Origin of the sequence: Rhabdothermincola sediminis (genome assembly GCF_014805525.1) — a bacterium.
GTDB classification, from domain to species: Bacteria; Actinomycetota; Acidimicrobiia; order Acidimicrobiales; family Acidimicrobilacustridaceae; genus Rhabdothermincola; species Rhabdothermincola sediminis.
This window is the reverse complement of the sequence record NZ_JACFSZ010000006.1, coordinates 124,707-149,745: the sequence shown is the minus strand read 5'-3', so window position 1 is coordinate 149,745 and position 25,039 is coordinate 124,707. Positions and strand designations below refer to the sequence as shown.

Here is a 25,039-nt window from a genome sequence, read left to right as displayed (position 1 = left end):
TGCCGGGGGGCTGCGGATGAGCGAGCACCGAAGTTCACCCACGCGAACGCTGCGGGCATGGAAGGACATCGCATGCCGGGGAAATCCACCAGCTTCGTCCACGAGCCCGTTATGGTCCGCGAAGTCGCCGCACTGTTCGCGTCCGTTCCGGCCGGATGGGTGGTCGACTGCACCGTCGGGGGAGGGGGTCACGCGAGGGTGCTGCTCGAGGGGGACAGCAGGGTCCAGGTGCTGGGCCTCGACCAGGACGACGACGCCCTCGAGGCCGCCGGCCGGACCCTAGCCTTCGCTGGGGAGCGGGTGCGCCTGCGCAAAGCCCGCTTCGATTCGCTGCGGGACGTGGTGGCCGACGAAGCCGTCGGGCCGGTGACCGGAGTGCTGTTCGATCTGGGCGTGAGCTCGCCACAGCTCGACCGCCCCGAGCGGGGTTTCAGCTACCGCCACGACGCGTCGCTGGACATGCGGATGGATCGCACTGCGACCCGCACCGCGGCCGAGGTCGTGAACACCTACGACGAGCAGCAGTTGGTGCAGATCCTCGAGCAGTACGGCGACGAGCGGTACGCGAGGCGGATCGCCGCGGCGATCGTGGCCGCACGTCCGCTGTCCACGACCACCCAGCTCGCCGAGGTGGTGCGTGACGCCATCCCCGCGCCGGCGCGCCGGCGGGGCGGTCATCCGGCGAAGCGCACCTTCCAGGCCATCCGCATCGAGGTCAACGACGAGCTGGAAGTCCTGGGCCGGGCGCTCCGGCAGGCCATCGACGTGCTGGCGCCGGGCGGGCGGTGCGCGGTGATCTCCTACCACTCCGGCGAGGATCGCCTGGTCAAGGGAATCTTCGAGGAGGCCTCGACCGGGGGCTGCACCTGCCCGCCGGTGCTGCCGTGCGTGTGCGGGGCGAGGGCCCGGGTGCGTCAGCTCCGCCGTGGGGCGCGCAAGCCCTCCGCCAGCGAGGTCGAGGCCAACCCGCGGTCGGCCAGCGCCCGGCTCCGGGCGGCGGAGAAGCTGGCAGAGGTGGCGGCGTGAGCCCCCGTACCGGCACCGCGGCTGCCGCCCCCCGCCGAGCGCCGGCCCGCGAGCAGGCTCGCTCCCGACCGCCGCTGCGGGTCGTCGAGCCCGGCGAGCTGCGGCGCCTGCGACCGGGCCGCGTGGGCACCATCGCCGGCACGTTGCTCTTCGTGGCCATGTTCGCCCTCGCCGCCTTCCAGACGGTCATCATCAAGGAGCAGGGCACCCTCGATGACCTGAACGGGCGCATCCGTGAGGAGCAGCTCCGCCAGCGTGACCTCGCTCTCGCGCTGGTCGAGCTCCGCTCCCCTCAGCGGATCACCGCCGCGGCCCGCGAGCTCGGCATGATCAGCCCTGGCGCAGTCACGTACCTCGAGCCTTCGCCCGGCGACGACGCGGCGGCGTCGTTCCAGCAGCGGGACCCTGCCCCGACGACGACCACCACCACGTCGCCCCGCCCGCGCTCGACCTCCACCACGTCCCCGGCGACCGCTCCTGCCCGGGCACCGGCGAAGACCGGCACCGGTCGATGACCGCCGCCATCCGGCTCGATCACCGGGTGCGCTTCGTGTGGCTGCTGGCTGCGCTCGTGGTCGCGTTCGCCTTCCTGCTGGTCAAGATCACCGACCTGCAGGTCATCAATCCGGAGCGCTACCGGGAGGTGGGCATCGAGCAGCGGACGTTCGTCCAGGCGATCGCGGCGGACCGGGGCACGATCTACGATCGCAACGGCGTCGAGCTGGCCATGTCCCGGCCCGCCAGGTCGGTCTTCGTCGATCCGACGATGATCGACGATCCGCGAGGTTCGGCCGCGCAGCTCGCCGATGCCCTCGGCATGGACCCGGGCGAGATCGAGAAGCGGATGACGACGGAGGGGCGGTTCGCGTACGTGGCCCGCAAGGTGCCCGCTGAGCTGGCCGATCGGGTCGAAGCGCTCGGCCTGCCCGGTGTCGGGCTCGTGGAGGAGCCGGAGCGCTTCCACCCCGCAGGCGACATGGCCCGATCGATCCTCGGCACTACCGATGTCGACAACGTCGGGATCTCCGGTCTGGAGGCGCTCTACGGCGACCAGCTCACGGGGACTCCCGGGAAGGTGGTGTTCGAGCGCAGCCCTGCGGGCCGTACGATCGCCCTCGGCGAGCACCACCAGGTGCCGGCGGTGAAGGGCCGGGACCTGGTGCTGACCCTCGACCGCTCCCTGCAGTACGAGACCGAGCGGGTGCTCGCCGAGCAGATCTCGGCCAACAAGGCCAGGAGCGCGATCGCCATCGTCAGCCGCCCCGAGACCGGCGAGATCCTGGCGATGGCCAACATGGTCGCCGACCCCGAGACCGGCGACGTGGTGCCCGGCACCAACAACGCCGCCTTGACGACGGTCTACGAGCCGGGCTCGGTCATGAAGATGGTGACGGTCTCCGCGGCGATCGAAGCCGGGTTGGTGTCGCCCGACACGATGGTGCAGGTCCCACCCACCTTGAAGGTCGGCGACGCCACCTTCCAGGACGCCGAACCCCACGGGACGGTGACCTGGAGCGTCGCTGACGTGCTCGCGCACTCGTCCAACATCGGGACGATCAAGATCGCGCAGCAACTCGGCAAGGACCGGCTCCACCGGGCGCTGCTGGCGTACGGCTTCGGACAGCCGACGTCGCTCGGCTTCCCGAACGAGCAGTCCGGGCGGGTTCCCGACCCGAGCGACCCGGACCAGTGGTGGGCGACCTCGATCGGCACGGTGCCCATCGGCCAGGGTGTGTCGGTGACCCCGCTCCAGATGCTCCTCGCCTACAACACGATCGCCAACCGGGGTGTGTACGTGCCACCCAGCCTGGTGCGATCGACCATCGATGCCGACGGCAACGAGCACCCGCTCCCGGTCGAGGAGGGGCACCGGGTGCTCTCGCAGCCCGTCGCCGACATGATGAACGTGATGCTGCGACGGGTGGTCGCCGACGGCACGGGCAAGTTGGCGCAGGTGCACGGCTACACGCCGGCGGGCAAGACCGGCACCTCGCGCAAGCCCCAGCCGGGCGGCGGCTACCGGGACTCGAACGGGGTGACGCAGTACCAGTCGACCTTCGTCGGGTTCGTGCCGGCCGAGCGCCCGGCGCTGTCGATCATCGTCATCATCGACGAGCCCCGGGCCGGGGGCTACACCGGTGGCGTGGTCGCGGCACCTGCGTGGTCGAAGATCGCCTCCTTCGCGCTCCGGGAGCTGTCGATCGCGCCCCCCGCCACGGATGCCCCCGCCGGGGGGACCCCGGTCGGCGAGCGGTCGGGCCTCACCCCCGAGGGCAAGGTCCGAGGGCCGACCGCGGATCTGCCCGTGGCCTCTCCCGCCGGGCGCGAGGTGGCGGTCGGTGCGCCTCGCTGAGGTCATCGGCGAACTCGACCCGAGCGGGACGGAAGGCGATCTGTCGGTCGAGATCAGTCGCGTGGACTACGACTCCCGGCGGGTCGAGCCGGGGAGCCTGTTCTGTTGCATCCCCGGCGCCTCGTTCGACGGGCATGCGTTCGCCGCGGAGGCCGTGGAGAAGGGAGCGGCGGCGCTGATGGTCGAGCGGCCGGTGACGCCCGGCCCCTCGGTGCCGGTGGTGCGGGTGCGCGACTCGCGGCGAGCGATGGGGATGGCCGCCGCGACGCTCTGGGGGCACCCATCCCGCTCGATGGACGTCGTCGGGGTGACCGGCACCAACGGCAAGACGAGCACCGTCGCGCTGCTCGCCAACGTCCTCCGTGAGGCTGGACGATCCGTCGAGGTCCTAGGCACCCTCACCGGCGAGCGCACCACGCCCGAGTCGCCCGATCTCCAGGAGCAGCTCGCCGCGTGGCGCGACCGCGGGGTCGACAGCGTGGCGATGGAGGTCTCCTCGCACGCCCTCACGCTGGAGCGGGTGTCAGGGATGCACTTCCGGGCCGCGGTGTTCACCAACCTCAGCCGTGACCACCTCGACTTCCACCACACGGTCGAGGCCTACTTCGAGGCCAAGGCGCGGCTGTTCCGCTCCGAGCTGTCCGAGGTGGCGGTGGTGAACCTCGACAGTCCCCACGGGAGGCTGCTGCGCGACGCGTCAGAGATCCCCGTGACGGGCTACTCGCTCGACGACGTGGAGGAGCTCGAACTCGGTCTCCGGGGTTCGACCTTCCGCTGGCGCGGGCAGCTCGTTCGCCTTCCGCTCGCCGGTGCCTTCAACGTCTCCAACGCCTTGGCGGCAGCCGGCGCCGGTTCGGTGCTGGGGATCGATGAGGCGGTCATCGCCCGTGGCCTCAGCCAGCCGCTCGTGGTGCCTGGCCGGTTCGAGGTCATCGACGAGGGCCAGCCGTTCAGCGTCGTGGTCGACTTCGCCCACACCCCTGACGGCCTCGAGCAGGTGCTCGGCACGGCGCGTGGCCTGATCGGAGCGGGAGGCTCGCTGGTGGTGGTGTTCGGGTGCGGCGGCCAGCGGGACGCGGGCAAGCGGCCCGCGATGGGTGAGGTGGCGGCCCGCCTCGCCGATCGGGTAGTGCTGACGGCCGACAACTCCCGGGGCGAGCAGACTGGAGCGATCATCGACGCGATCAGAGAAGGGTTCGACCGCGCCGTCGAGCGCCGTGCCGTCCAGCTCGTGGTGGAGCCGGATCGCCGGGCCGCCATCGCCCGGTCGCTCGATGTGGCGCAGCCCGGTGACTTGGTGGTGGTGGCGGGCAAGGGCCACGAACGGACCATCACCCTGGGGTCCGAGCCCGTGCCCTTCGACGATCGCGAGGTCGCCAGGGAGGAGCTGCGGCGGATCGGCAGGGAACGAGGTGAAGCGTGGTCCGGCTGATCGCGGCGGCTGCCATCGCCATGGCGCTTTCCTTGTTCGGCACCCGGCTGCTGATCTCGTTCCTCCGGGCCCGTGGCATCGGGCAGCCAATCCGTGAGGACGGGCCGTCGGGACACGTCACCAAGGCCGGCACCCCGACGATGGGCGGTCTGGCGGTGGTCGGCGCAGCCGGGCTCGGCTGGCTGGTCAGCGACCTCTTCGGCGGGACGTTCACCCGTCGCGGGATCATCATCATGCTCACCATCGGCCTCGCCGCGCTCGTGGGCCTGATCGACGACGGCCTCAAGGTCTTCAGAGCCCGGAACCTCGGCCTGAACAAGCGGACGAAGATGATCGGGCTCCTCGTGGTGGCCGTGGTCTTCGTCGTGCTGGTCCTCGACCAGACCAACGTGGCGACCACGCTGTCGTTCACCCGCTACGACTCGCCCGGTGTCGACCTCGGCCGGCTGGGGTGGTCCGCCATGGCGATCCTGCTCATCCTCGCCACCACCAACGCGGTCAACCTGACTGACGGGCTCGACGGGCTGGCGGCTGGCAGCGCCATCTTCAGCTTCGCGGCGTTCGTGGTCATCTGCTTCGTCGGGTTCCGCCACGAGGAGATCTACGGCGACCACAGCTACCTCGACCTGGGCGTGATCTCGGCCGCGATGCTCGGTGGCTGCGTGGGATTCCTGTGGTGGAACGCGGCGCCGGCGCAGATCTTCATGGGTGACACCGGTTCGCTCGCCATCGGCGCGGCGCTGGCCACCCTGGCCCTGGGGACGAACACCGTGTTGCTGCTGCCCGTGATCGCCGGGCTGTTCGTGATCGAGACGTTGTCGGTCATCCTGCAGGTCGGCACGTTCCGGTTGCTCGGTGGTCGCCGGATCTTCCGGATGGCGCCGATCCACCACCACTTCGAGCTCGCCGGCTGGCCGGAGACCACGGTGATCATCCGCCTCTGGATCTTCGCCGGGCTGTGCACCGGCCTCGCGATCGGGCTGTTCTACGCCGACTTCCTCTCCGTGCCGGGGGTGCTGGAGTGAGCGTGCCCCGCGTCGCCCTCGTCTACGGGCTCGCGGTCACCGGTCGCGCCGTGGCCCGCGCCCTCGCCGAGCACGGGGTGCGGGTGGTGGCCGCCGACGACCATCCCTCAGCGGAGGGTCGCTCGCTAGCAGAATTGCTGGGCGTGGAGCTGCTCGACGCACCCGATGACGCCACCCTGCGCAGCATCGTCGCGGGCGTCGAAGCGGTCTTCCCCAGCCCGGGTATCCCGGACCGTCACCCGCTGATGCGCATCGCCGCCGAGGAGGGCGTGCCGCTCATGGGCGAGTTCGACCTGGCGCGGGAATGGGATGCGCGACCGATCGTCGCCGTCACCGGGACCGACGGCAAGACCACCGTCACCACCATGGTGGCCGCCATGCTCACCGCGTCCGGTCAGCGAGCCGTGCTCGCGGGCAACACCGACGTCCCGCTCGTGGCCGCCATCGCCGATGCCGGTGCGGACGTGTTCGTCGTGGAAGCATCGTCGTTCCGGCTGGGCCACACGCAGCGGATCGTCCCACAGGTGGCGACGTGGTTGAACTTCGCGCCGGACCACCTCGACGTGCACGCGTCGCTCGGCGCGTACGAGGCCGCCAAGGCCCGGCTGTGGGCGTACCTCCCACCGGGAGCGACCGCAGTGGCCAACGCCGACGATCCAGTGGTCATGCGCCACGTCCCCCCCGGCGGCGCGGTCACCTTCGGTGTCCGCCAGCCGGCCGGGTTCCGGGTGACCGGAGACCAGCTCGTCACCGGGGACGGCGACGTGCTGCTCGCCGTGGGCGAGCTCGGGCGGGCGCTCCCGCACGACGTCACCAACGCCCTCGCCGCGTCGGCCACCGCGCTGGCGGCTGGAGCGACGATCGACGCCGTCCGTGAGGTGCTCCGCGACTTCCGCGGCCTGCCCCACCGGGTCGAGCTGGTGGGGGAGTGGTCGGGAGTGCGCTGGTACGACGACTCGAAGGCCACCGTGCCCCACGCGACGGTGGCGGCGGTCTCGGGGTTCGAGTCTGTCGTCCTGATCGCCGGTGGACGGAACAAGGGCCTCGACCTCACCGCCATGGCCGAAGCCGGGCCCCGGCTCCGGGCCGTGGTGGCGATGGGCGAGGCCGCGGGTGAGGTGCGCGAGGTGTTCGCGGCCACCTGCCCGGTGGTCGAAGTCGACACCGGCATCGAGGACGTGGTGGCGAGAGCAGCCGAGCTGGCCCGTCCCGGCGACGTGGTCCTGCTCTCGCCCGGCTGCGCGTCGTTCGACTGGTTCGGCTCCTACCACGAGCGGGGAGCGGCCTTCCAGGAAGCGGTCCGGGTCATGGTCGGCTCCCGGGCGATGGAGGTGCAGCGGTGACCACCGTGGTCCGCACCGCGCGACCGCGGCCAGCTCAGCGGCCCACCAAGGCCCCCCGGCGACCGAGCCGGCCGGCGGGGAAGCGTTCCAACCTGTTCCTCGCCATCTTCTCGCTCGTGGTGATCTTGAACTTGATCGGGCTGTTGATGGTGCTCTCCGCCTCCGCGGTCAGCTCCTACTACGAGTACGGCTCGGCCTGGTACCAGTTCCAGCGCCAGTTCCTGTGGCTGCTGCTCGGTTCGGTGGCCCTCCTGGTGGCGATGCGGGTGGACTACCACTGGTGGCGCCGGCACAGCCGGCCGATCCTGGTCGGTGCCATCGTGCTCCTGGCGCTGGTGCTGGTCCCCGGCCTCGGGGTGAACGTCAACGGGTCGTCGCGCTGGTTGGGTTACGGGGCGGTGCGCATCCAACCGTCCGAGTTCGCCAAGCTGGCGGTCATCCTCTTCGTGGCCGACCTCCTCGCTCGGCGCGCCGACCGCATCGGCGACACCCGCCTGTCGCTGCGGCCGGTGGTGGCGGTGTTCGCCGCGGTCGCGGCCCTGTTCATGCTGCAGCCCAACCTGGGCACCACGATCATCCTCGGGGTCGTGGTCTTCGTGATGCTCTTCGTCGCCGGAGTCCCGCTCCGGCCGCTCGCCACGGTGGTCGCCGCCTGTACCGGGCTGGCCGTGATCGCCGCGGTGCTCGAGCCCTACCGCTTCCGGCGGCTCATGGCGTTCCGAGACCCGTGGGCGGACCCGTTCAACACCGGCTACCAGACGATCCAGTCGCAGGTGAGCATCGCCAGTGGCGGCCTCACCGGTGTGGGGTTGGGTGAAGGTCGGGCGAAGTGGGGCTTTCTGCCGTTCCCGCACACCGACTTCATCTTCGCCATCATCAGCGAGGAGCTCGGGCTGCTCGGCGCGTTCACCGTCGTCTCCCTGTTCGTATCCCTGGGGGTGCTGGGGATCCGCACCGCCCTGCGAGCCCCCGATCGATTCGGCATGCTGGTCGCCACCGGGGTCACGACCTGGATCCTCGTCCAGGCCTTCGTGAACATCGGCGCGGTGGTGGGCGCCCTGCCGATCACCGGGGTCCCCCTGCCGTTCGTCTCCTTCGGCGGCTCGTCACTGCTGGTGCTGATGGCCGCCTCCGGGGTCTTGCTCAACATCGCTCGCCAGGCGCGATGACCTTCGCGGTGATCGCGGGAGGTGGGACGGCTGGCCACGTCCTGCCCGGGATCGCGCTGGCGCGGGCGCTGGTGGCGCGTGGTCATCCCCCCGGCAGCATCCAGTTCGTCGGCAGCACCCGGGGCATCGAGACCCGGCTGGTGCCCGAGGCAGGCTTCCCCCTCGTCGCCTTGCCGGGTCGGGGCCTGCAGCGGCGCCTCACGATCGAGAACGTGGCCTCCATCGCCGGCTTGTTGCGGGCGATGCTCCATGGTGTCCGCCTCGTGCGCCGCCTGCAGCCCCGGGTGGTGGTGGTGCTGGGTGGGTATGCGAGCCTCGCCTGCGTGGCCGGCGCCATCCTCAACCGGGTGCCGATCGTGGTGATGGAGCAGAACGCCCGCGCCGGGGCGGCCAACCGGCTGGCCGGGCGGTTCGCCGCGGCATGCGCCGTCCCGTTCCCCGAGACCGACCTGCCTCGCCGGGTGGTGACCGGCAACCCGGTGCGGGCCGAGGTGCTGGCGGCCGCAACCGCGGACGACCGCGCCGGCGCCCGCCGAGCCCTGGGGCTGCCGGTGGACCGGACGGTGGTGGCGGTGTTCAGTGGTTCGCTCGGGGCCCGATCGATCAATACCGCGGTCCGTGGAGCGATCCCCTGGCTCGCGACCCGCGGTGATCTGGCGATCCGCCACGTCATCGGCACCCGGGACTGGGAGGAGCTGGGCCACCAGGCTCCGGATCTCCCCGCCGATGGCCTCGTGTACCAGCCGGTGCGCTACGAAGACCGCATGGCCGAGCTGCTCGTCGCCGCTGACCTGGCGATCGCGCGTTCCGGAGGCACCACGGTCGCCGAGCTGGCCGAGGTGGGACGGGCGGCCATCCTGGTCCCGCTGCCGATCGCCCCGCGCGATCACCAGACGGCCAACGCGGCCGCACTGGTCTCCGCGGGGGCGGCGGTCCTCGTTCCCGACGACCAGCTCAGCCCGGAGCGGCTGGTGCGGGAGCTCGACGCCGTGCTGGCCGATCCGCAGCGACTCGCTCGGATGGGTCGGGCGGCGCGCTCGCTGGCCCGGCCGGATGCCGCCGAGCGGGTCGCCGACCTGGTGGAGGAGTACGCCCGTGGCTGACGTGCCCCGCCCCGACCTGACCGTGACGACCTCGATCCACGTGGTCGGCATCGGTGGCGCGGGAATGAGCGCCATCGCCACCGTGCTCGCGGGCATGGGGCACCGGGTGTCGGGCAGCGACCTGAAGGCGTCGTCCGGTCTGGAGCGGTTGCGGGCGATGGGCATCGACGTGCACATCGGGCATGCGCCCGAGAACCTGGCGCCGAACCTCGCGTACGTGGCGGTGTCGAGCGCGGTGCCCGATTCCAACCTCGAGGTTCGGGTGGCCCGGGAGCGTGGGATCCCGGTGCTGCGGCGGGCGGAGATCCTGGCGGCCATCGCCGCGACCCGGCGTAGCGTCGCGGTCGCGGGCACCCACGGCAAGACGACGACCTCGTCCATGCTGGCGCTGGCTCTGCGCGCCGCCGGGTTGCGCCCGTCGTTCATCATTGGCGGGGACGTCAACGAGATCGGCAGCGGGGCGGTCTGGGACGAGGGTGACTGGTTCGTCGTCGAAGCCGACGAGAGCGACGGGACGTTCCTCGAACTGCCCCGCCAGGCCGCGGTGGTGACCAACGTCGAGGCCGATCACCTGGAGTTCTACGGTTCGGTGGAGGCGATGGAAGAGGCCTTCGGGCGTTTCCTCGCCCAGACCGGCGGGCCACGGATCGTCTGCGCCGACGATCCGGTGGCGCTCCGGCTGGGCCGGTCGTGCGGGGCGACGACCTACGGCGTCGCCGAGCACGCCGACTGGCGGATGGTCGATCTCGTGTCCACAGGGGCCGGGTCGACGTTCGTGCTCTGTGAGGGCGAGCAGGTGGTGGGGAAGGTGGAACTGCCCGTGCCCGGCGCGCACAATGCCCGCAATGCCTGTGCCGCGCTGGTGACCAGCGTCCTGCTCGGAGCCGCGTTCGAGCCTGCGGCTGACGCCCTGGGGCGGTTCGCGGGTGTGGCCCGGCGGTTCGAGCACCGGGGAGAGGCTCGCGGGGTGACGTTCATCGACGACTACGCCCACCTCCCGTCGGAGGTGCGGGCGGCACTGGCAGCAGCGCGCGACGGTGGCTGGAGCCGGGTCGTCTGCGTCTTCCAGCCGCACCGCTACAGCCGCACGGCCGCGCTGTGGCAGGACTTCGCCGACGCGTTCGTCGAGTCCGACGTCATCGTGCTGACCGACGTCTACGCCGCGGGCGAGGCGCCGCGACCGGGGGTGTCGGGCAAGCTGCTCCTCCGCGCGGTGCTCGACGCCCACCCGTGGGCGCGGGTCGTGTACCTGCCGCGCCGCTCCGATGTCGTCGCGTTTCTCGAGCAGGAGCTGCGGCCCGGCGACCTGTGCCTGACCCTCGGGGCGGGTGATCTCACCTCGGTTCCGGACGAGCTGCGGGAGGCCTGGTCGAGGTGAGGTCCGGCGGCACGGCCGCGGTGGAACTGGCGGCGACGATGCTCGGTCCCCTGGGGCAGCGGGACGTGCCGCTGGGGCCGATGACCACCTACCGGGTGGGCGGGGCCGCGGCCGTGCTGGTCCGGGTCGAGTGCGACGAGCACCTCCGGGCCGTGTCCACCGTGGTGCGAGAGACGGGGGTCGAGGTCCTGGTCGTGGGCAACGGGTCCAACCTCCTCGTCGCCGATCGGGGTTTCGAGGGCCTCGCGGTGGTGCTGGGTGAGGCGTTCTCGACGATCGACATCGACGGGACCGTGGTGCGCGCCTGCGGCGGGGCGCTGCTGCCGGTGGTGGCCCGCCGGACCGCGGCGTGCGGGTTGACCGGCTTCGAGTGGGCGGTGGGGGTGCCTGGTTCGATCGGGGGTGCGGTACGCATGAACGCCGGCGGGCACGGCTCCGACATGGCGGCGGTGCTGTCAAGGATCCGCCGGTTCGATCTCGCCACGGGGGAGGATGAGATCGTGCCTGCCGACCGCCTCGGTCTCGCGTTCCGCCACTCGGGCATCGCTGCGTCGCAGCTGGTCCTCTGGGCCGAGTTGCAGCTGGCACCCGGGGACGTCTCGACCTCCGAGGAACTGATCGCCGAGGTCGTCCGCTGGCGCCGGGAGCACCAGCCGGGGGGTGCGAACGCGGGCTCGGTGTTCGTCAACCCCGAGGGGGACTCGGCGGGCCGGCTCATCGACGCTGCTGGGTGCCGCGGCCTGAGGATGGGGAGCGCCCGGGTGTCGGAGAAGCACGCCAACTTCATCCAGGCGGACGAGGGAGGCTCTGCCGATGACATCGAGCGGCTGATGCGGGAGGTCAGGGCGCGGGTCGAGCGGCATTCGGGGATTCGCCTCCGGCCCGAGACCCGCCTCGTCGGCTTCGACCCCGCGCCCTGGGGCGGTGCCTGATGAGCACACGAACGATGGAGCAGCCCTCGCCCGTCGCTGTCGACCCCCGTATCGCCGCTCGCCGGGAACAGGTCGAGCGCGACCGCGGCCGGCGGCGCCGCCGATGGCTGCTCCCGGGACTGGCCGTGGGCTGCCTGGGAGCGGGCGCCTGGTTCGCCTCGCGCACCGCCCTGCTCGACGTCGACGCGGTACGTATCGAGAGCGGCGAACACGTCACGGAGGAGCAGATCCGCGACGCCGCCGGTGTGGCGCCGGGCGATCAGCTGGTCGACCTCGACGCCGCGTCCATCCGCGACCGGCTGCTGGCGCTGCCCTGGGTCGCCGACGCCACCGTGCAGGTCGAGTGGTCGGGCACGGTCGCCATCCAGGTGACCGAACGCCAGCCGCTCGCCGCGGTCGAGGATCGTGCCGCCGGGGGCTGGCTGCTGGTCGACACCGAGGGTCGGGTCCTGGGCCCGCTGGCCGAGCCGGGATGGCTGGTGCTGGAAGGGGTGGTCCCCGCCCCGGTGGGCGAGCGGCTCGCCGGACCGGCGGATCAGGCGCTGGCCGTCGCCCGGTCGCTGACACCCGGGGTCCGCACCCGGGTCTCGGCGGTGCTCGTGGGGGCCGACGGCGAGGTCCGGCTGCGGGTCCTGCCCTCGGGGGAGGTGCTCTTCGGCCCGGCGACCGAGGTGGAGGACAAGATGCTCGCGCTGCGCACGGTGTTCGGGCAGGTGGACGACCGTTGCCTGGCGACGCTCGACGTCCGGGTGCCGGACCGGCCGGTGATCACCCGCGACCGCGCCTGCGAGAAGGGGGCCAGCGGTGGTTGAGGTGGTTGACCTCCCGCCCTCGCCGGACGTACAGTGTCAACCGAAATCTGAGGTTGACATAACCCTCGACTTCAGGTTGAGAGTTGTGCCCGCCCGGTCGAGGGCATGCTCCCGGCGGCGTCCCCATGGCTGATCGCCTCTTCGACGTGTCGCCCTACTCGGATCCGCTGAGCGGGCCGAGTGACCGGACGCCATCCACCACGTCGCGACGAAGGAAGAGCAAAGTGGAGCCGAGCGCTCCCCAATCGGAGGTGACGAACGCCATGGCCGGTTCTCCGCAGAACTACCTCGCGGTCATCAAGGTCGTCGGGGTCGGCGGCGGCGGGGTCAACGCCGTCAACCGCATGATCGATGCCGGCTTGAAGGGCGTGGAGTTCATCGCGGTCAACACCGACGCGCAGGCACTGCTCATGAGTGACGCCGACGTCAAGGTCGACATCGGCCGGGAGCTGACCCGCGGCCTCGGCGCGGGCAGCGACCCGGAAGTGGGTCGCCAGGCGGCCGAGGCGCACAAGGAGGAGCTCGAGGAGGTCCTCAAGGGGGCCGACATGGTGTTCATCACCGCTGGCAAGGGTGGTGGCACCGGCACCGGCGCGGCTCCGGTCCTGGCGGAGGTGGCGAAGAACCTGGGGGCGCTGACCATCGGTGTGGTGACCAGGCCGTTCGGCTTCGAGGGCCGCCGCCGCGCCGTGCAGGCCGAGTCGGGCATCCAGCGCCTGAAGGAGAAGGTCGACACCCTGATCGTGATCCCGAACGATCGGCTGCTCACCGTGTCCAACGACAAGACCTCGGTGCTCAATGCCTTCAAGATGGCCGATGAGGTGCTCTTGCAGGGTGTGCAGGGCATCACCGACCTCATCACCACCCCGGGCCTCATCAACACCGACTTCGCCGACGTGAAGATGATCATGAGTGACGCCGGCTCCGCGCTGATGGGCATCGGGTACGGCTCAGGCGAGGGGCGGGCCCTCACCGCGGCCCGGGCGGCGATCTCAAGCCCCCTGCTCGAGGCCAGCATCGAGGGCGCCCGCGGCATCCTGCTCACCATCGCCGGTGGGAGCGACCTGGGCCTGTTCGAGGTGAACGAGGCGGCCGAGGTGATCCACTCGGTCGCCCACCCCGACGCAAACATCATCTTCGGCACCGTCATCGACGACGAGATGGGCGACGAAGTGCGGGTCACGGTCATCGCCGCGGGCTTCGACCGCTGGGACGCCGACCGCAAGCCCGCCGAGGGCAAGCCGGCCCGGGCCGCGGACCTGGCCCCCGTCACCGACGTCTTCGCCGGGGGCGGCGACGACGAGGACCTGGGGCTGGAGGGCGGCGACGACGACTTCGACGTGCCCGCCTTCCTGAAGTAGGCGTGACCACCACGAGCGTGTGATCGAGCTCTGGCGTGTGCCACTGCCCGGCCGGAGGGTGGCCCGGGCGTCGTTCACGGTGCGCTCCGACGGTGATTTCGCGATCACCCGGCCCACGCCGGAGCTCGAAGCCCGCCGCCGATCGGTGCTCGAGCTCCCCTGGGCGTGGGCCCGCCAGGTGCACGGCCCCGCGGTCGCGGCGATCGACGACCCGGCGACGGCCGGGCAGGTGTGCGGTGCCGAAGCCGACGCCCTGGTCACCGGTGCGACAGGGATCGTGGTCTCGGTGACCGTGGCCGACTGCGCGCCGGTGGCCCTCGTGTCCCCCGAGGGCGTGGTCGCCGCGGTCCATGCCGGGTGGCGAGGGTTGAGTCGGGGTGTACTCCCGGCCGCGGTGGAGGCGATGCGGGCCAGGGGGGCGGTCACGATCGAGGCCTACCTCGGGCCGTGCATCCACCCGGAGTGCTACGAGTTCGGCGCCGACGACCTCGCCGGTCTGGTGCGCACGCTCGGACCGGGCATCAGGAGTCTGACCGGGAACGGCCGCCCGGCGCTCGATCTCCCCACCGCGGTGGCCGCGTCCCTCGGCCGGGCCGGCGTGGTGTTGGTCGGCGCCGCGGACGTGTGCACCGCCTGCGGCGGGGAACGGTGGTTCTCCCACCGGGCCCGGGCGGAGTCGGGCCGGCACGCGCTGGCGGTGTGGATGGAGCCGCGGTCATGACCGGCGCCGAGGTCGACCCGGAGGTGGTGTCGGCGCGGGTGCGCGCGCTCCGTTCCCGCATCGCCGCGGTGACGGACCTGGAGGTGCGCATCGTGGCGGTGACCAAGGGGTTCGGCGCCGGCGCGGTGCGAGCCGCGCTCGCGGCCGGGATCCACGACATCGGCGAGAACTACGCGCAGGAGCTCCTCGACAAGCACGCTGCGCTCGCTGAGCTGGCGCGGGAGGTCCGGTGGCAGTTCATCGGGCGCCTCCAGCGGAACAAGGTCCGCGCCCTGGCCTCCGTGGTCTCGTGCTGGCAGACGATCGATCGCGACGAGCTGGCAGCCGAGCTGTCCCGGCGTGCACCCGGTGCAGCCGTGCTGGTCCAGCTGAACCTCTCGGGGGAGCCTCAGAAGGGTGGATGCCCGATCGACGAGGCTCCCCGCCTCGTCGCCCGGTGCTCGCAGCTCGGCCTGGAGGTCCGGGGGCTGATGGGTGTCGGGCCCGCGGGCCCGCCGGAGCGCGCTCGCCCGGGGTTCCGGCGCCTGGTGGCGCTGGCGGACGAGCTCGGCCTCCCCGAGCGGTCGATCGGCATGACCGCCGATCTGGAGGTCGCGCTGGAGGAAGGCAGCACGATGGTCCGGGTCGGTCGGGAGCTCTTCGGGCCGCGACCGGTGCGTGGAGGGGCGGCAGGGCCACTAGCCTGACCCGGTTCGCAGTCGGACGGGTCGCGCGTGGAACACTGGTGCGCAGCGGCTCAGGAGGATCCCATGGCTTCCGTGTGGAAGAAGACGATGCTCTACCTCGGGCTGGGTCCCGACGACGAGTACGACGACGACGTCGAGCCCGAGACCGCCGGCCCGCCCCCACCTGCCCATCGTGACCAGGCCCCCGCCATGGCCCGGCCCGCCACCCGCACCCGTCCCGCAGCCCCACGATCGTCACCGCCCGCACCGATGGACGATGCCCCAGCGGTGCGGACCCTCCCGCCCCCTGCGGCCGCCAGCGAGCCGGTGGCTGCGAAACCCCGGGGAGTCGTCCGGCCCGTGCCCGCGGCAGCGTCCGCGAAGCCCCACGTCGTGTCCCCCACGTCCTTCAACCATGCCCAGGACGTGGCCGACAAGTTCAAGGCCAGCCAACCGGTGATCCTCAACCTCCAGGGGGTCGATCGCGATCTGGCTCGCCGGCTGATCGACTTCTCCAGCGGGCTCTGCTACGGGCTCGGGGGTCACATGGAGAAGGTCGCCCACCAGGTGTACCTGCTCACCCCGTCCAACGTCGAGGTCTCACCGGAGGAGCGGCGCCGCCTCCACGAGCGCGGCCTGCACGACGCGTGATCCGCCGCCGTGGGGATCATCTGCTACCTGCTGCAGGTGTACCTGTTGGTGCTCCTGGTGCGCATCCTGCTGTCGTGGTTCCCCATCTCGGACGGCGGCGCGCTGGGGTCGCTGTACCGGGTCCTGGAGGCCGTCACCGAGCCTGTCCTGGCGCCCCTCCGGGGTGTGCTGCCACCGGTCAGGTTGGGCGCGGTGGCGCTCGACCTGTCACCTCTCGTGGTCTTCTTCGGCATCCAGATCCTGCTCGCGTTCCTGTGCCGATGACGCAGATGGGCCATCGCGGCGGTGCGTTCGCCCCCTCGCTACCATCGGCTGCATGGACGCCACGCCGCACCTGCTGACCGACGTCAAGTTCTCGGAGCGCCGTAAGGGCTACGACCCGGAGGAGGTCGACAACTTCCTCGCCCAGGTGAGCGAGAAGGTGGCTCAGCTCCAGGACATGGTGCGGGAGGCGACGGCGAGGGCCGACGAGGCAGAGGCGAAGGTCGCCGACGCGCAACGGGCGAAGGAGGTCGCGCAGGCCCAGGTCGACAAGCTCAAGGCCGATCTGGCTCGCCTCGAAGCCGCTCCCCGTCCCCTTGACGAGCAGGAGGAGGCCGAGCGGGCCTCGAAGATCCTGCTCATGGCGCAGAAGACCGCGGACGCGACCATCGAAGACGCCAACCGCTCGGCTCAGGCCACGATCGCGGAGGGCCGCCAGCAGGCGGCGTCGATGCTCGCCGACGCCGAGGCGGAGGCAGAGAAGCTGCGAGCCGAGGCGAAGCGGCAGATCGATGAGCTGCTGCGGCAGCGCCGAGGGGAGATCCTCGCCGAGGTCGGTGAGCTCGAGCGGGCCCGTGACGAGCTGTCGGCCGACGTCGAGGCGTTGCGCAGCCACCTCGACGTCGAGCGCCAGAACATCCAGCGAGCGCTCGATGCCATCAGGCAGGCGCTCGATGACCCCACCGGCCTCCGGGTGGCGGAGCCACCACCGCTGCACCCCGTCACCCTGCCCGAGCGATCCTCGGTGGAGGACGCGCCGGCGCCAGCGGCCGAGGAGTCGGCCAGCGACGCAGCCGCCCCCGAGGAGGGGGTGGCGCCGGGGGTGCCCGACACCGGCGACGCGCCGCAGGAGGCGGTGGGGGAGGCCACGATCGCCCCGGGCCCCGCGCGGAGCGAACCGCTCGGTGAGCGGCCGGCGGAGGGGGAGGCCCCGAGCGGGCCCCACCCGGGACCAGCGACACCTGATGCCTCGACGCCGGTCCCCGAGAGCACGGCAGCCGATGCGGGGCCCACAGCGGGCGGGGGCGCCGACGCGGGCGACCTCGGTGCCGAGCGTCTGTTCGAGACCGCCGAGCCCGACGGGTCACCGCTCGACCCTGGGCCGGCCACCGAGCTGTTCACCCCGTTCCCGGAGGATGCGGAGCGGGAGGACCCGCTGGGCCAGCCCGACGCGGAGGCCGACGCGGCCATGCGGGCGTTCTTCGAGGCCGACTTCGAGGCCGAGGCGGAGCAGAAGCGGAGCCGGTGGCGACGCTGACGAGCGACGTCAGGCTCGTTCGAGGCTGACCCGCACCGGCTCCCCGTCGACGTCGATCACCTGCACGCCGGTGCCGTCCCCGATGTCTCTCACCTCGAAGGTGGTGGCGAGGATCTCCCCGGCGATCCAGTCGCGGTGCTCGCCGAGGGCGGCCGCCACCGCAGGTGCGGGCTCGATCCGCACCCGGATGCGGTCCGCGATCTCGAAGCCCGACTCCTTGCGCAGCTCGTTCAACGCCCGTACCAGCTCGCGGGCGGTGCCCTCGGCGCGCAGCTCGGGGTCGAGCTCGAGGTCGAGCGCCACCGCCCAACCGGCGTCCTCGGCCAGCGCGAACGCCTCGTGTCGCTGAGCCCGTAGTTCGACGTCGCCTGCCACGAGGCGCTCGCCGGCGACCTCGATGAAGCCCTGGTCGACGAGTTGCTGGCGAAGGGCCGACCCATCAGCCGAGGTCAGGGCGCGCTTGATCTCGTTGACCTTCGGCCCGAGGCGTGGGCCGAGCACCCGGAAGTTGGGGAGGATCGACCAGCTCATGAGGCCCGAGAGCGTGTCGATGGTCTCCAGCGACTTGACGTTGAGCTCGGCGATGACCTCCTGCTGCACCTCCGGGTCGAGCGGCGCGCCGGGATGTAGGATCATCGCCCGGCGCAGCGGCTGGCGGACCTTCACCTTGGCGTCGGTGCGGGCAGCCCGACCGATGCCCACCAGCCGGCGAGCCCCCTCCATCTGCGCCGCCAGCGCCTCGTCACGGTGCCCCCCCGGCTGTGGCCAGTCCGCCAGGTGCACCGAGTCCTCGCCGGTGAGGGTGGTGTAGATCTCCTCGGCAAGGAACGGGCAGAACGGTGCCAACAGCCGGGCGGTGGTGGTGAGGCACCGGTAGAGGGTGGCATGGGCTGTTGGATCGCTGCTCTTCCAGAAGCGGGCCCGGGAGCGGCGGACGTACCAGTTCGACAGATCGTCGACGAAGCGGGCCAGCCGGCTCGCGCCTTCCAGGGCGTCGAAGGCCTCGAGCGCCGCCGTCACCTGCTCGATCGTGTCGTCGAGCTCGGAGAGGATCCAGCGGTCGAGCACGTGGGTCGGGGTGCTCGGCGCCTGGCCGTCGGGCTGCCAGCCGTCGAGGTCGGCGTAGGTGGCGAAGAACGAATGGACGTTCCACAGTGTGAGCAGCGTCTGGCGGGTGCTCTCCCGGATGCCGTCCTCGTGGACCCGGCGAGGGGTCCAGGGCTGGCCGCCAGAGAAGAAGTACCACCGGAGGGCGTCGGCCCCCTGGGTGTTGAAGATGTCCCACGGCTCGATGACGTTGCCACGGGACTTGGACATCTTCTGGCCGTGCTCGTCGACCACCAGCGCGAGGCAGACCACGTTGCGGTACGGGGTTTGGCCGAAGACCAGGGCGTTCACCGCCAGCAGCGAGTAGAACCAGCCGCGGGTCTGGTCGATGGCCTCGCAGATGAAGTCCGCGGGGAACGAGCGGTGGAAGGTCTCGTCGTTGTCGAAGGGGTAGTGGAACTGCGACGAGGGCATGGCGCCGGAGTCGAACCAGGCGTCGAGCACCGGAGGCAGCCGGTGGGCGTCACCACCGCAGTGCTCGCAGGGGAACGTCACCTCGTCCACGTAGGGACGGTGCAGGTCCAGCTCCGACAGGTCGCGGCCGGCCCGGCGGGACAGCTCGGCCACCGACCCGATGCAGGTGTCCGAGCCGCAGCTCCGGCACCGCCAGATCGGTAGCGGCGTCCCCCAGAACCGGTCGCGCGACAGCGCCCAGTCGACGTTGCCCTCGAGCCACTTGCCGAACCGGCCGTACTTGATGTTGGGCGGCTGCCAGTTGATCTTCTCGTTCTCCCGGATGAGGGTGTCGCGCTGTTCGGAGGTGCGGATGAACCACGAGGTCTTCGCCCAGTAGATCAGCGGGGTGCCGCAGCGCCAGCAGTGGGGGTAGGCGTGCTCGTAGGGCTGCTCGCGCACGAGCAGGCCGCGGGCCCTCAGGTCCTCGATGATCGCCGGGTCGGCGTCCTTGACGAAACGGCCGGCGAACGGGCCCGTGCGCTGGTCGAAGGTGCCGTCCGCCTGCACCGGGTTCAGGACGGGGAGGTCCTCGGCCCGCCCCACCCGGGCGTCATCCTCGCCGAAGGCGGGCGCGAGGTGGACGATGCCGGTGCCCTCGTCGGTGCTAACGAAGTCCGCGGCGACCACGCGCCAGCCATCGGCCCCCACCGGCGGTTCGAGGAGATCGAAGGGTCGCCGGTAGCTCCAGCCGACGAGGTCGTGGCCCCGCCAGCGCTCGAGCACCTCGGCATCCTCGGGGGCGCGGGCCGCGGCCATGACCAGGTCCCGCCCGCCGCCCTGGTCGCGCACCCGGACGTAGTCGATGTCGGGGCCGACTGCGGCGGCGACGTTGGAGATCAAGGTCCAGGGAGTGGTGGTCCACACCAGCAGGTCGGCGTCACGGTCGACGAGAGGGAACCGGACGTACACCGAGGGGTCGACCACGTCGCGGTAGACATCGGGTTGGCCGAGCTCATGCGACGACAGCGCGGTGCCGCAGCGGGCGCAGTAGGGGATGACCCGGTGCCCTTCGTAGAGCAGACCCTTGACCCACATCTGCTCGAGCAGCCACCAGACGGACTCGATGTACTCGTTGGAGAGCGTCCAGTAGGCGTCCGCGGTGTCGATCCACACCCCGGCCCTGGAGGTGAGCGCCCCCCAGTGCTCCACGTAGCGATGGACCGACTCCCGGCAGCGCTGGTTGAAGTTCGCGATGCCGAAGGCCTCGATCTCCTGCTTGCTGCTGAGGCCAAGCTCCTTCTCCACCTCGAGCTCCACCGGCAGGCCGTGACAGTCCCAGCCACCTTTCCGAGGCACCCGCTTGCCCCGCATGGTCTGAAAGCGCGGGTAGAGGTCTTTGAACACCCGGGCCCACACGTGGTGCAGACCGGGTCGGCCGTTGGCGGTCGGTGGCCCCTCGTAGAAGATCCAGGGCTCCCCATCCTTGCGGAGGCGGCGAACCGCGCCCACGATGTCGCGCTCGGCCCATCGGGCCAGCACACGCTCTTCGAGAGCAACCAGGTCGAGATCGGGGTCGACGGGACCGAAGGGCATGGCTCGTAGCCTACGGGTCGGCCGCGTCGGGTCGCGAACCTGATGCTGAGGGTTGACCGTCGGAGGGCGAGGCCCTAGCCTCCGCGACCTTTCGCGGCGGACTGGCCGGAAGCATGGCCGTGAGAGGAGTTGTCGACCAGATGGCGACGAAGAAGGCCCCCACCAAGAAGGCGGCCGCCAGGAAGGCGCCGGCGAAGAAGGCCGCCAAGAAGGCGCCGGTGAAGAAGGCGCCGGTGAAGAAGGCGGCCAGGAAGGCGCCGGCGAAGAAGGCCGCCAAGAAGGCGCCGGCGAAGAAGGCCGCCAAGAAGGCGCCGGCGAAGAAGGCCGCTGCCAGCAAGGCTCCGGCCAGGCAGGCGCCGCCCGGCAAGCCCAAGTCGCCGTTCGACGCGAAGTTCCTCGACGCCCAGCGGGAGGCGCTGCTGAAAGAGCGTTCCCGACTGGTTCACGACGCCGAGGCGCTGACCGCCGAGGCCAACGAGCTGGCCCAGATGCGCGAACCCGGCGACGTCCAGTTCGACGAGGAGTCCGGCGAGGGCGACACCCTGGCCGTCGAGCGTGAGCGCGACCTGGCGCTCTCCGCGCAGTTCCGCAGCCAGGTGGAGGAGATCGACCGGGCCCTGGCGAAGATCGTCGACGGCACCTACGGCATCTGCGAGGTCTCGGGTCTCGCGATCCCCAAGGAGCGGCTCCGGGCCATCCCCTGGGCCCGGGAGCGCGTCGAGTACAAGGCCGGGGGGTTCGGGCGCCGCTGAGCGGACCGGTGGTGCCGGCCGCCTCGGAGCGGCATCATCGGCTGCTCCCGGCGGCCGTCGCCGCGACCGTCGTCCTGGCTGATCAGTTGACGAAGTGGTGGGCACTCGAGGCGCTCGCCGACGGCCGGGTCATCGACCTCGTGTGGACCCTGCGTCTCAACCTCACGTACAACACCGGCTTCGCCTTCAGCCTCGGCGGCGGGTTCGGCCCACTCATCGCGGTGGTCGTGATCGCGGTCATCGGCGTGCTGGTCTGGCACGGCCGCACGATCTCGTCGCGGGCCGGCGCGATGGCGGTCGGGTTGCTGCTCGGTGGTGCGCTCAGCAACCTCGGCGACCGGGCCTTCCGGGGTGACGGGTTCCTGTCCGGGGCCGTGGTGGATTTCATCGACCTGCAGTGGTGGCCCATCTTCAACCTGGCGGACGCGGCCGTGGTGATCGGGGTGGCACTGTTCCTGGTGAGCTCCTTCCGGGCTGCGGAGCCGTGATCGAGAGGGTCCCCGCCGCACTGGCCGGTGAGCGGGTGGATCGGGCGGTGTCGCTCATGACGGGTGCCAGCCGGGCCGAGGCCGCCGAGCTGGTCACCGCCGGACGGGTACTGGTCAACGGCGTGGCGGTCAAGACCAAGTCGCATCGGGTCGAGGAGGGCGATCGTCTCGAGGTCGACCGTCCCCTGCCGGGCCCCGGAGCGGGACCCCAGCCGGATCCGGCCGTGGCGTTCGAGGTCCTCCACGAAGATCCCGACGTGGTGATCGTCGACAAGCCTCCCGGCCTGGTCGTGCATCCCGGGGCGGGGTGCCGGGTGGGAACGCTGGTCAACGGGCTGCTGGCCCGCTACCCGGAGATCGCCACGGTGGGGCCGGAGCCACAACGACCGGGGATCGTGCACCGTCTCGATCGGGACACGTCCGGGCTGATGGTGGTGGCGCGAACGGCGGCAGCCTACGACGGGCTGGTCGAAGCGCTGGCAGCCCGGCGGGTCGAGCGGCGTTACCAGGCGCTGGCCTGGGGGGCGTTCGAGAGTGCCCGGGGGGTCGTCGATGCTCCCATCGGACGCTCGGCTCGGGATCCGACCCGGATGGCCGTGGCCACCGGCGGCCGTGAGGCGCGAACCCGCTACGAGGTGGTGAGGTCCTTCCACGAACCGGTGGCGGTGACCTTGTTGCGCTGCCAGCTCGAGACCGGGAGGACTCACCAGATCCGCGTCCACCTCGCGGCGATCGGGCATCCGGTCGTGGGCGACGAGCGCTACGGCGGTGCCCGCCCTTCGCTGCCAGTGCCGAGGATCTTCCTCCACGCGGGCGAGCTGCGCTTCGAGCACCCGGTGACGGGGGCCACCATCGCGGTCGAGTCCCCCCTGCCGACCGATCTGCGTCGGGTGCTCGACCGACTCAGCTGACGGGCTCGGCGTCCTCGGGCTTCTCGTCCGGCCAGGGAGCCTCGCCGCGAGCCATGTCCACGATGTCGGCCAGCGTGAGCGATCCGAGGTAGCGGCGCATGTGCTCACCGACGTCGGCCCAGATCGCGAGCAGCACGCACTGGCCCTCGTGGTCACAGGCCCCGTTGGTGTGGGGCTCGCCGAAGTCGCCGGCCACGATCGGGCCGTCAACCGCGGAGAGGATCTCCGAGAGGGCGATCTCCTTGGGGGGGCGGGCCAACACGTAGCCACCGCCCACCCCTCGCTTGGAGCGCACCAGCCCGGCTCCCTTCAGCGCCAGGAGGATCTGCTCCAGGTAGGGCTGGGGCAACCCGGTCCGCTCCGCGATGTCGCGCACCGACGTCGGCCCATCCTCGTGCGCGTGCAGGGCGAGCGAGAGGAGGGCCCGGCTGGCGTAGTCGCCACGCGTCGAGACCTTCACCCGCTCCATCGTAGGGTGGGCGGGCGTGTGGAGGCCCTCCCGGGTCCGGTACGGTTGATCGGCGAGCGGAAAGGAACCAGTTGGGCGACGAACTCCTGCTTCCGGACTACGGAGGAGCCTGCATCACCAACATCATGCCGGCGCTGCTGGAGCCCCCCGACGATCCCCCGTCGTGGCTCCCGAGCGCGGCCCGCGCCGACCAGGTGGTCCTGCTCGTCCTCGACGGGCTCGGCTGGGAGCAACTGCAGGAGCGCGCGCACCTGGCTCCGACGCTGTGCAGCATGGAGGGTGGGCCGATCCTCACGGTCGCGCCCTCGACCACCTCGACCGCGCTCAGCTCGATCGTGACGGGCCTGCCACCCGGTGAGCACGGCGTGATCGGCTACCGGATGAGCATGGAAGGTGAGGTCCTCAATGTGCTGCGGTGGTCGGTCGCAGGACGTGACGCCCGCGAGGCCATCCCACCGGAGAAGGTGCAGTCCATCGAGCCCTTCCTCGGCCACCGGCCCGCCGTGGTCACCCGGGCCGAGTTCCGCCAGACCGGGTTCACCCAGGCCCACCTCGACGGCACCCGCTTCTGCGGCTACCGCATGCCATCGACCCTGGTGGCCGAGACCACCCGCCTCCTGCGGGCGGGTGAGCCGTTCGTGTACGCCTACTACGACGGGGTCGACAAGGTCGCGCACGAGTACGGGCTGGGCGAGCAGTACGACGCCGAGCTCATCGCGGTCGAAGAGGTGGTCGGGTACCTGCTGGAGCTCCTGCCGGAGGGCTCATCGCTCGTCGTCACCGCCGACCACGGCCAGGTCGAGGTCGGTGGGAACCTCGTGACCCTGCACGACGACGTGATGGCCCACGTCTCCCACCAGTCGGGGGAGGGTCGCTTCCGGTGGCTGCACGCCCGACCGGGGCGCAGCCCGGCGTTGCTCGAAGCCGCCCGTGCCCACCACAGCACGACCGGGTGGGTCGTCAGCCGGGATCAGATGCTCGACGAGCACTGGTTCGGTCCGACGACGGTCGACGCGGCCCGATCCCGGCTCGGCGACGTCGCCCTCGTGGCCCGGGACCCGGTGGCCTACGTCGATCCGGACGACACCGGTCCGTTCGAGCTGGTGGCCCGCCACGGGTCCCTCACCCCTGCAGAGATGCGCGTGCCGCTGCTGGCACGCCGCGCCTGACCGACCCTGAGGAGCACGCGCCATGCCGGATGACCCGATCGATGCTGGACCGACCGTCGAGCACGGCGAGCTGATCCTCCCGAGCGATGACGACGCGGGCAAGCATGAGCCTCCCGAGCGGGAGCTCGTGTCGGAGCCCGCGAAGGTCATGCGTGTCGGTTCGATGATCAAGCAGCTCTTGGACGAGGTCCGCTCCACCACGCTGGACGAGCCCTCGCGGGAGCGCCTCAAGTCCATCTACCAGACCTCGGTCGACGAGCTGGGCTCCGCGCTCTCTCCAGACCTGCGGGCCGAGCTGGAGCGTTTGGCGCTGCCCTTCGGTGACCAGACCATCCCCTCCGACCTCGAGCTCCGGGTGGCGCAGGCGCAGCTGGTGGGCTGGCTCGAGGGTCTCTTTCACGGCATCCAAGCCACGCTGTTCGCCCAGCAGATGGCTGCCCGCCAGCAGCTCGAGAACATGCGCGCCCAGCTCAACCCGGCTCAGCCGGGCGCCCGACCTTCACCGGCGGAACGGCCCGGCACCTACCTGTAGACCCGGCCTGTAGACCCGGCGGAGCAGCCCACGGTGGCCATCGGCGGGATCGGGCATCGACCGCCGGCGGAACACCCCGGCCCGTGGTACGGTCCGAATCACACCCGTGTAGTTCGTCCACAGCCTGAGGAC

General features: G+C 71.5%; 24 protein-coding genes. 22 read left to right on the top strand and 2 right to left on the bottom strand.

Going from position 1 to position 25,039, the window contains the following annotated elements; all coding sequences use genetic code 11:
- The first annotated feature begins 72 nt into the window (after nucleotides 1-72).
- From rsmH to HZF19_RS06700, 17 genes are all read left to right on the top strand, one after another.
- The gene (gene rsmH, locus HZF19_RS06780; protein ID WP_208028001.1) at nucleotides 73-1,026 is read left to right on the top strand and encodes a 16S rRNA (cytosine(1402)-N(4))-methyltransferase RsmH; all 954 of its coding nucleotides are present in this window, start codon (nucleotides 73-75) and stop codon (nucleotides 1,024-1,026) included.
- The gene (locus HZF19_RS06775) at nucleotides 1,023-1,541 is read left to right on the top strand and encodes a hypothetical protein (RefSeq protein ID WP_208028000.1); all 519 of its coding nucleotides are present in this window, start codon (nucleotides 1,023-1,025) and stop codon (nucleotides 1,539-1,541) included. Before rsmH ends, HZF19_RS06775 begins: the two co-directional genes overlap by 4 nt.
- A complete protein-coding gene (locus HZF19_RS06770; RefSeq protein ID WP_208027999.1) occupies nucleotides 1,538-3,379 on the top strand; it encodes a peptidoglycan D,D-transpeptidase FtsI family protein in 1,842 nt (613 codons plus the stop codon). Before HZF19_RS06775 ends, HZF19_RS06770 begins: the two co-directional genes overlap by 4 nt.
- On the top strand, nucleotides 3,366-4,811 hold the full coding sequence (locus HZF19_RS06765; RefSeq protein WP_208027998.1) for a UDP-N-acetylmuramoyl-L-alanyl-D-glutamate--2,6-diaminopimelate ligase: 1,446 nt from the start codon (nucleotides 3,366-3,368) through the stop codon (nucleotides 4,809-4,811). The genes HZF19_RS06770 and HZF19_RS06765 overlap by 14 nt, the downstream gene beginning before the upstream one ends.
- Complete coding sequence (mraY, locus tag HZF19_RS06760; RefSeq protein ID WP_208027997.1) at nucleotides 4,799-5,836, top strand: phospho-N-acetylmuramoyl-pentapeptide-transferase; 1,038 nt, start codon at nucleotides 4,799-4,801, stop codon at nucleotides 5,834-5,836. Before HZF19_RS06765 ends, mraY begins: the two co-directional genes overlap by 13 nt.
- Nucleotides 5,833-7,179 (top strand): UDP-N-acetylmuramoyl-L-alanine--D-glutamate ligase, encoded by a 1,347-nt coding sequence (gene murD, locus HZF19_RS06755; RefSeq protein WP_208027996.1) that lies wholly within the window; start codon nucleotides 5,833-5,835, stop codon nucleotides 7,177-7,179. The genes mraY and murD overlap by 4 nt, the downstream gene beginning before the upstream one ends.
- A complete protein-coding gene (gene ftsW / locus HZF19_RS06750) occupies nucleotides 7,176-8,348 on the top strand; it encodes a putative lipid II flippase FtsW (RefSeq protein ID WP_208027995.1) in 1,173 nt (390 codons plus the stop codon). The genes murD and ftsW overlap by 4 nt, the downstream gene beginning before the upstream one ends.
- Nucleotides 8,345-9,451, top strand: a complete 1,107-nt coding sequence (murG, locus tag HZF19_RS06745; protein WP_208027994.1) for an undecaprenyldiphospho-muramoylpentapeptide beta-N-acetylglucosaminyltransferase — start codon at nucleotides 8,345-8,347, stop codon at nucleotides 9,449-9,451. Before ftsW ends, murG begins: the two co-directional genes overlap by 4 nt.
- Nucleotides 9,444-10,829, top strand: coding sequence for a UDP-N-acetylmuramate--L-alanine ligase (murC, locus tag HZF19_RS06740; RefSeq protein WP_208027993.1), 1,386 nt, complete (start codon nucleotides 9,444-9,446; stop codon nucleotides 10,827-10,829). The genes murG and murC overlap by 8 nt, the downstream gene beginning before the upstream one ends.
- Entirely contained in the window at nucleotides 10,826-11,761 is a 936-nt protein-coding gene (gene murB, locus HZF19_RS06735) for a UDP-N-acetylmuramate dehydrogenase (protein WP_208027992.1), read from the top strand. The genes murC and murB overlap by 4 nt, the downstream gene beginning before the upstream one ends.
- Entirely contained in the window at nucleotides 11,761-12,573 is an 813-nt protein-coding gene (locus tag HZF19_RS06730) for a cell division protein FtsQ/DivIB (protein ID WP_208027991.1), read from the top strand. Before murB ends, HZF19_RS06730 begins: the two co-directional genes overlap by 1 nt.
- 263 nt (nucleotides 12,574-12,836) lie before the next feature.
- Nucleotides 12,837-13,934, top strand: coding sequence for a cell division protein FtsZ (gene ftsZ, locus HZF19_RS06725; RefSeq protein ID WP_208027990.1), 1,098 nt, complete (start codon nucleotides 12,837-12,839; stop codon nucleotides 13,932-13,934).
- Nucleotides 13,935-13,953: 19 nt separating this feature from the next.
- On the top strand, nucleotides 13,954-14,655 hold the full coding sequence (locus HZF19_RS06720) for a purine nucleoside phosphorylase YfiH/LACC1 family protein (RefSeq protein ID WP_208027989.1): 702 nt from the start codon (nucleotides 13,954-13,956) through the stop codon (nucleotides 14,653-14,655).
- Nucleotides 14,652-15,341: a YggS family pyridoxal phosphate-dependent enzyme gene (locus HZF19_RS06715; protein ID WP_208027988.1), complete on the top strand. Its 690-nt coding sequence runs from the start codon at nucleotides 14,652-14,654 to the stop codon at nucleotides 15,339-15,341. Before HZF19_RS06720 ends, HZF19_RS06715 begins: the two co-directional genes overlap by 4 nt.
- A 63-nt stretch (nucleotides 15,342-15,404) precedes the next feature.
- On the top strand, nucleotides 15,405-15,971 hold the full coding sequence (locus HZF19_RS06710) for a cell division protein SepF (protein WP_208027987.1): 567 nt from the start codon (nucleotides 15,405-15,407) through the stop codon (nucleotides 15,969-15,971).
- Between the two features lie 9 nt (nucleotides 15,972-15,980).
- Nucleotides 15,981-16,235, top strand: coding sequence for a YggT family protein (locus tag HZF19_RS06705; RefSeq protein ID WP_208027986.1), 255 nt, complete (start codon nucleotides 15,981-15,983; stop codon nucleotides 16,233-16,235).
- A 52-nt stretch (nucleotides 16,236-16,287) separates the two neighbouring features.
- Complete coding sequence (locus HZF19_RS06700) at nucleotides 16,288-17,490, top strand: DivIVA domain-containing protein (RefSeq protein ID WP_208027985.1); 1,203 nt, start codon at nucleotides 16,288-16,290, stop codon at nucleotides 17,488-17,490.
- A gap of 9 nt (nucleotides 17,491-17,499) precedes the next feature.
- On the opposite strand, the gene ileS is transcribed toward HZF19_RS06700, so the two are convergent.
- Entirely contained in the window at nucleotides 17,500-20,586 is a 3,087-nt protein-coding gene (gene ileS, locus HZF19_RS06695; protein WP_208027984.1) for an isoleucine--tRNA ligase, read from the bottom strand.
- A 140-nt stretch (nucleotides 20,587-20,726) separates the two neighbouring features.
- Between ileS and HZF19_RS06690 the strand changes: the two genes are divergently transcribed.
- Genes HZF19_RS06690 through HZF19_RS06680 form a run of 3 tightly spaced genes read left to right on the top strand, consistent with a single transcriptional unit; the run spans nucleotide 20,727 to nucleotide 22,737 of the window.
- Entirely contained in the window at nucleotides 20,727-21,338 is a 612-nt protein-coding gene (locus HZF19_RS06690; RefSeq protein ID WP_208027983.1) for a TraR/DksA family transcriptional regulator, read from the top strand.
- Between the two features lie 11 nt (nucleotides 21,339-21,349).
- Complete coding sequence (lspA, locus tag HZF19_RS06685) at nucleotides 21,350-21,826, top strand: signal peptidase II (RefSeq protein ID WP_208027982.1); 477 nt, start codon at nucleotides 21,350-21,352, stop codon at nucleotides 21,824-21,826.
- Nucleotides 21,823-22,737 carry an RluA family pseudouridine synthase gene (locus HZF19_RS06680; protein WP_208027981.1) on the top strand — a complete coding sequence of 305 codons (915 nt, stop codon included), beginning with the start codon at nucleotides 21,823-21,825 and terminating at the stop codon, nucleotides 22,735-22,737. The genes lspA and HZF19_RS06680 overlap by 4 nt, the downstream gene beginning before the upstream one ends.
- Here the strand turns inward: HZF19_RS06680 and HZF19_RS06675 are convergent.
- On the bottom strand, nucleotides 22,730-23,197 hold the full coding sequence (locus tag HZF19_RS06675; RefSeq protein ID WP_208027980.1) for an RrF2 family transcriptional regulator: 468 nt from the start codon (nucleotides 23,195-23,197) through the stop codon (nucleotides 22,730-22,732). The genes HZF19_RS06680 and HZF19_RS06675 overlap by 8 nt on opposite strands.
- An 80-nt stretch (nucleotides 23,198-23,277) precedes the next feature.
- Between HZF19_RS06675 and HZF19_RS06670 the strand changes: the two genes are divergently transcribed.
- Both HZF19_RS06670 and HZF19_RS06665 read left to right on the top strand, forming a co-directional pair.
- Nucleotides 23,278-24,375, top strand: a complete 1,098-nt coding sequence (locus tag HZF19_RS06670) for an alkaline phosphatase family protein (protein WP_235979517.1) — start codon at nucleotides 23,278-23,280, stop codon at nucleotides 24,373-24,375.
- 22 nt (nucleotides 24,376-24,397) lie between these two features.
- Nucleotides 24,398-24,907, top strand: coding sequence for a bacterial proteasome activator family protein (locus tag HZF19_RS06665; protein WP_208027979.1), 510 nt, complete (start codon nucleotides 24,398-24,400; stop codon nucleotides 24,905-24,907).
- Nucleotides 24,908-25,039 lie beyond the last annotated feature (132 nt).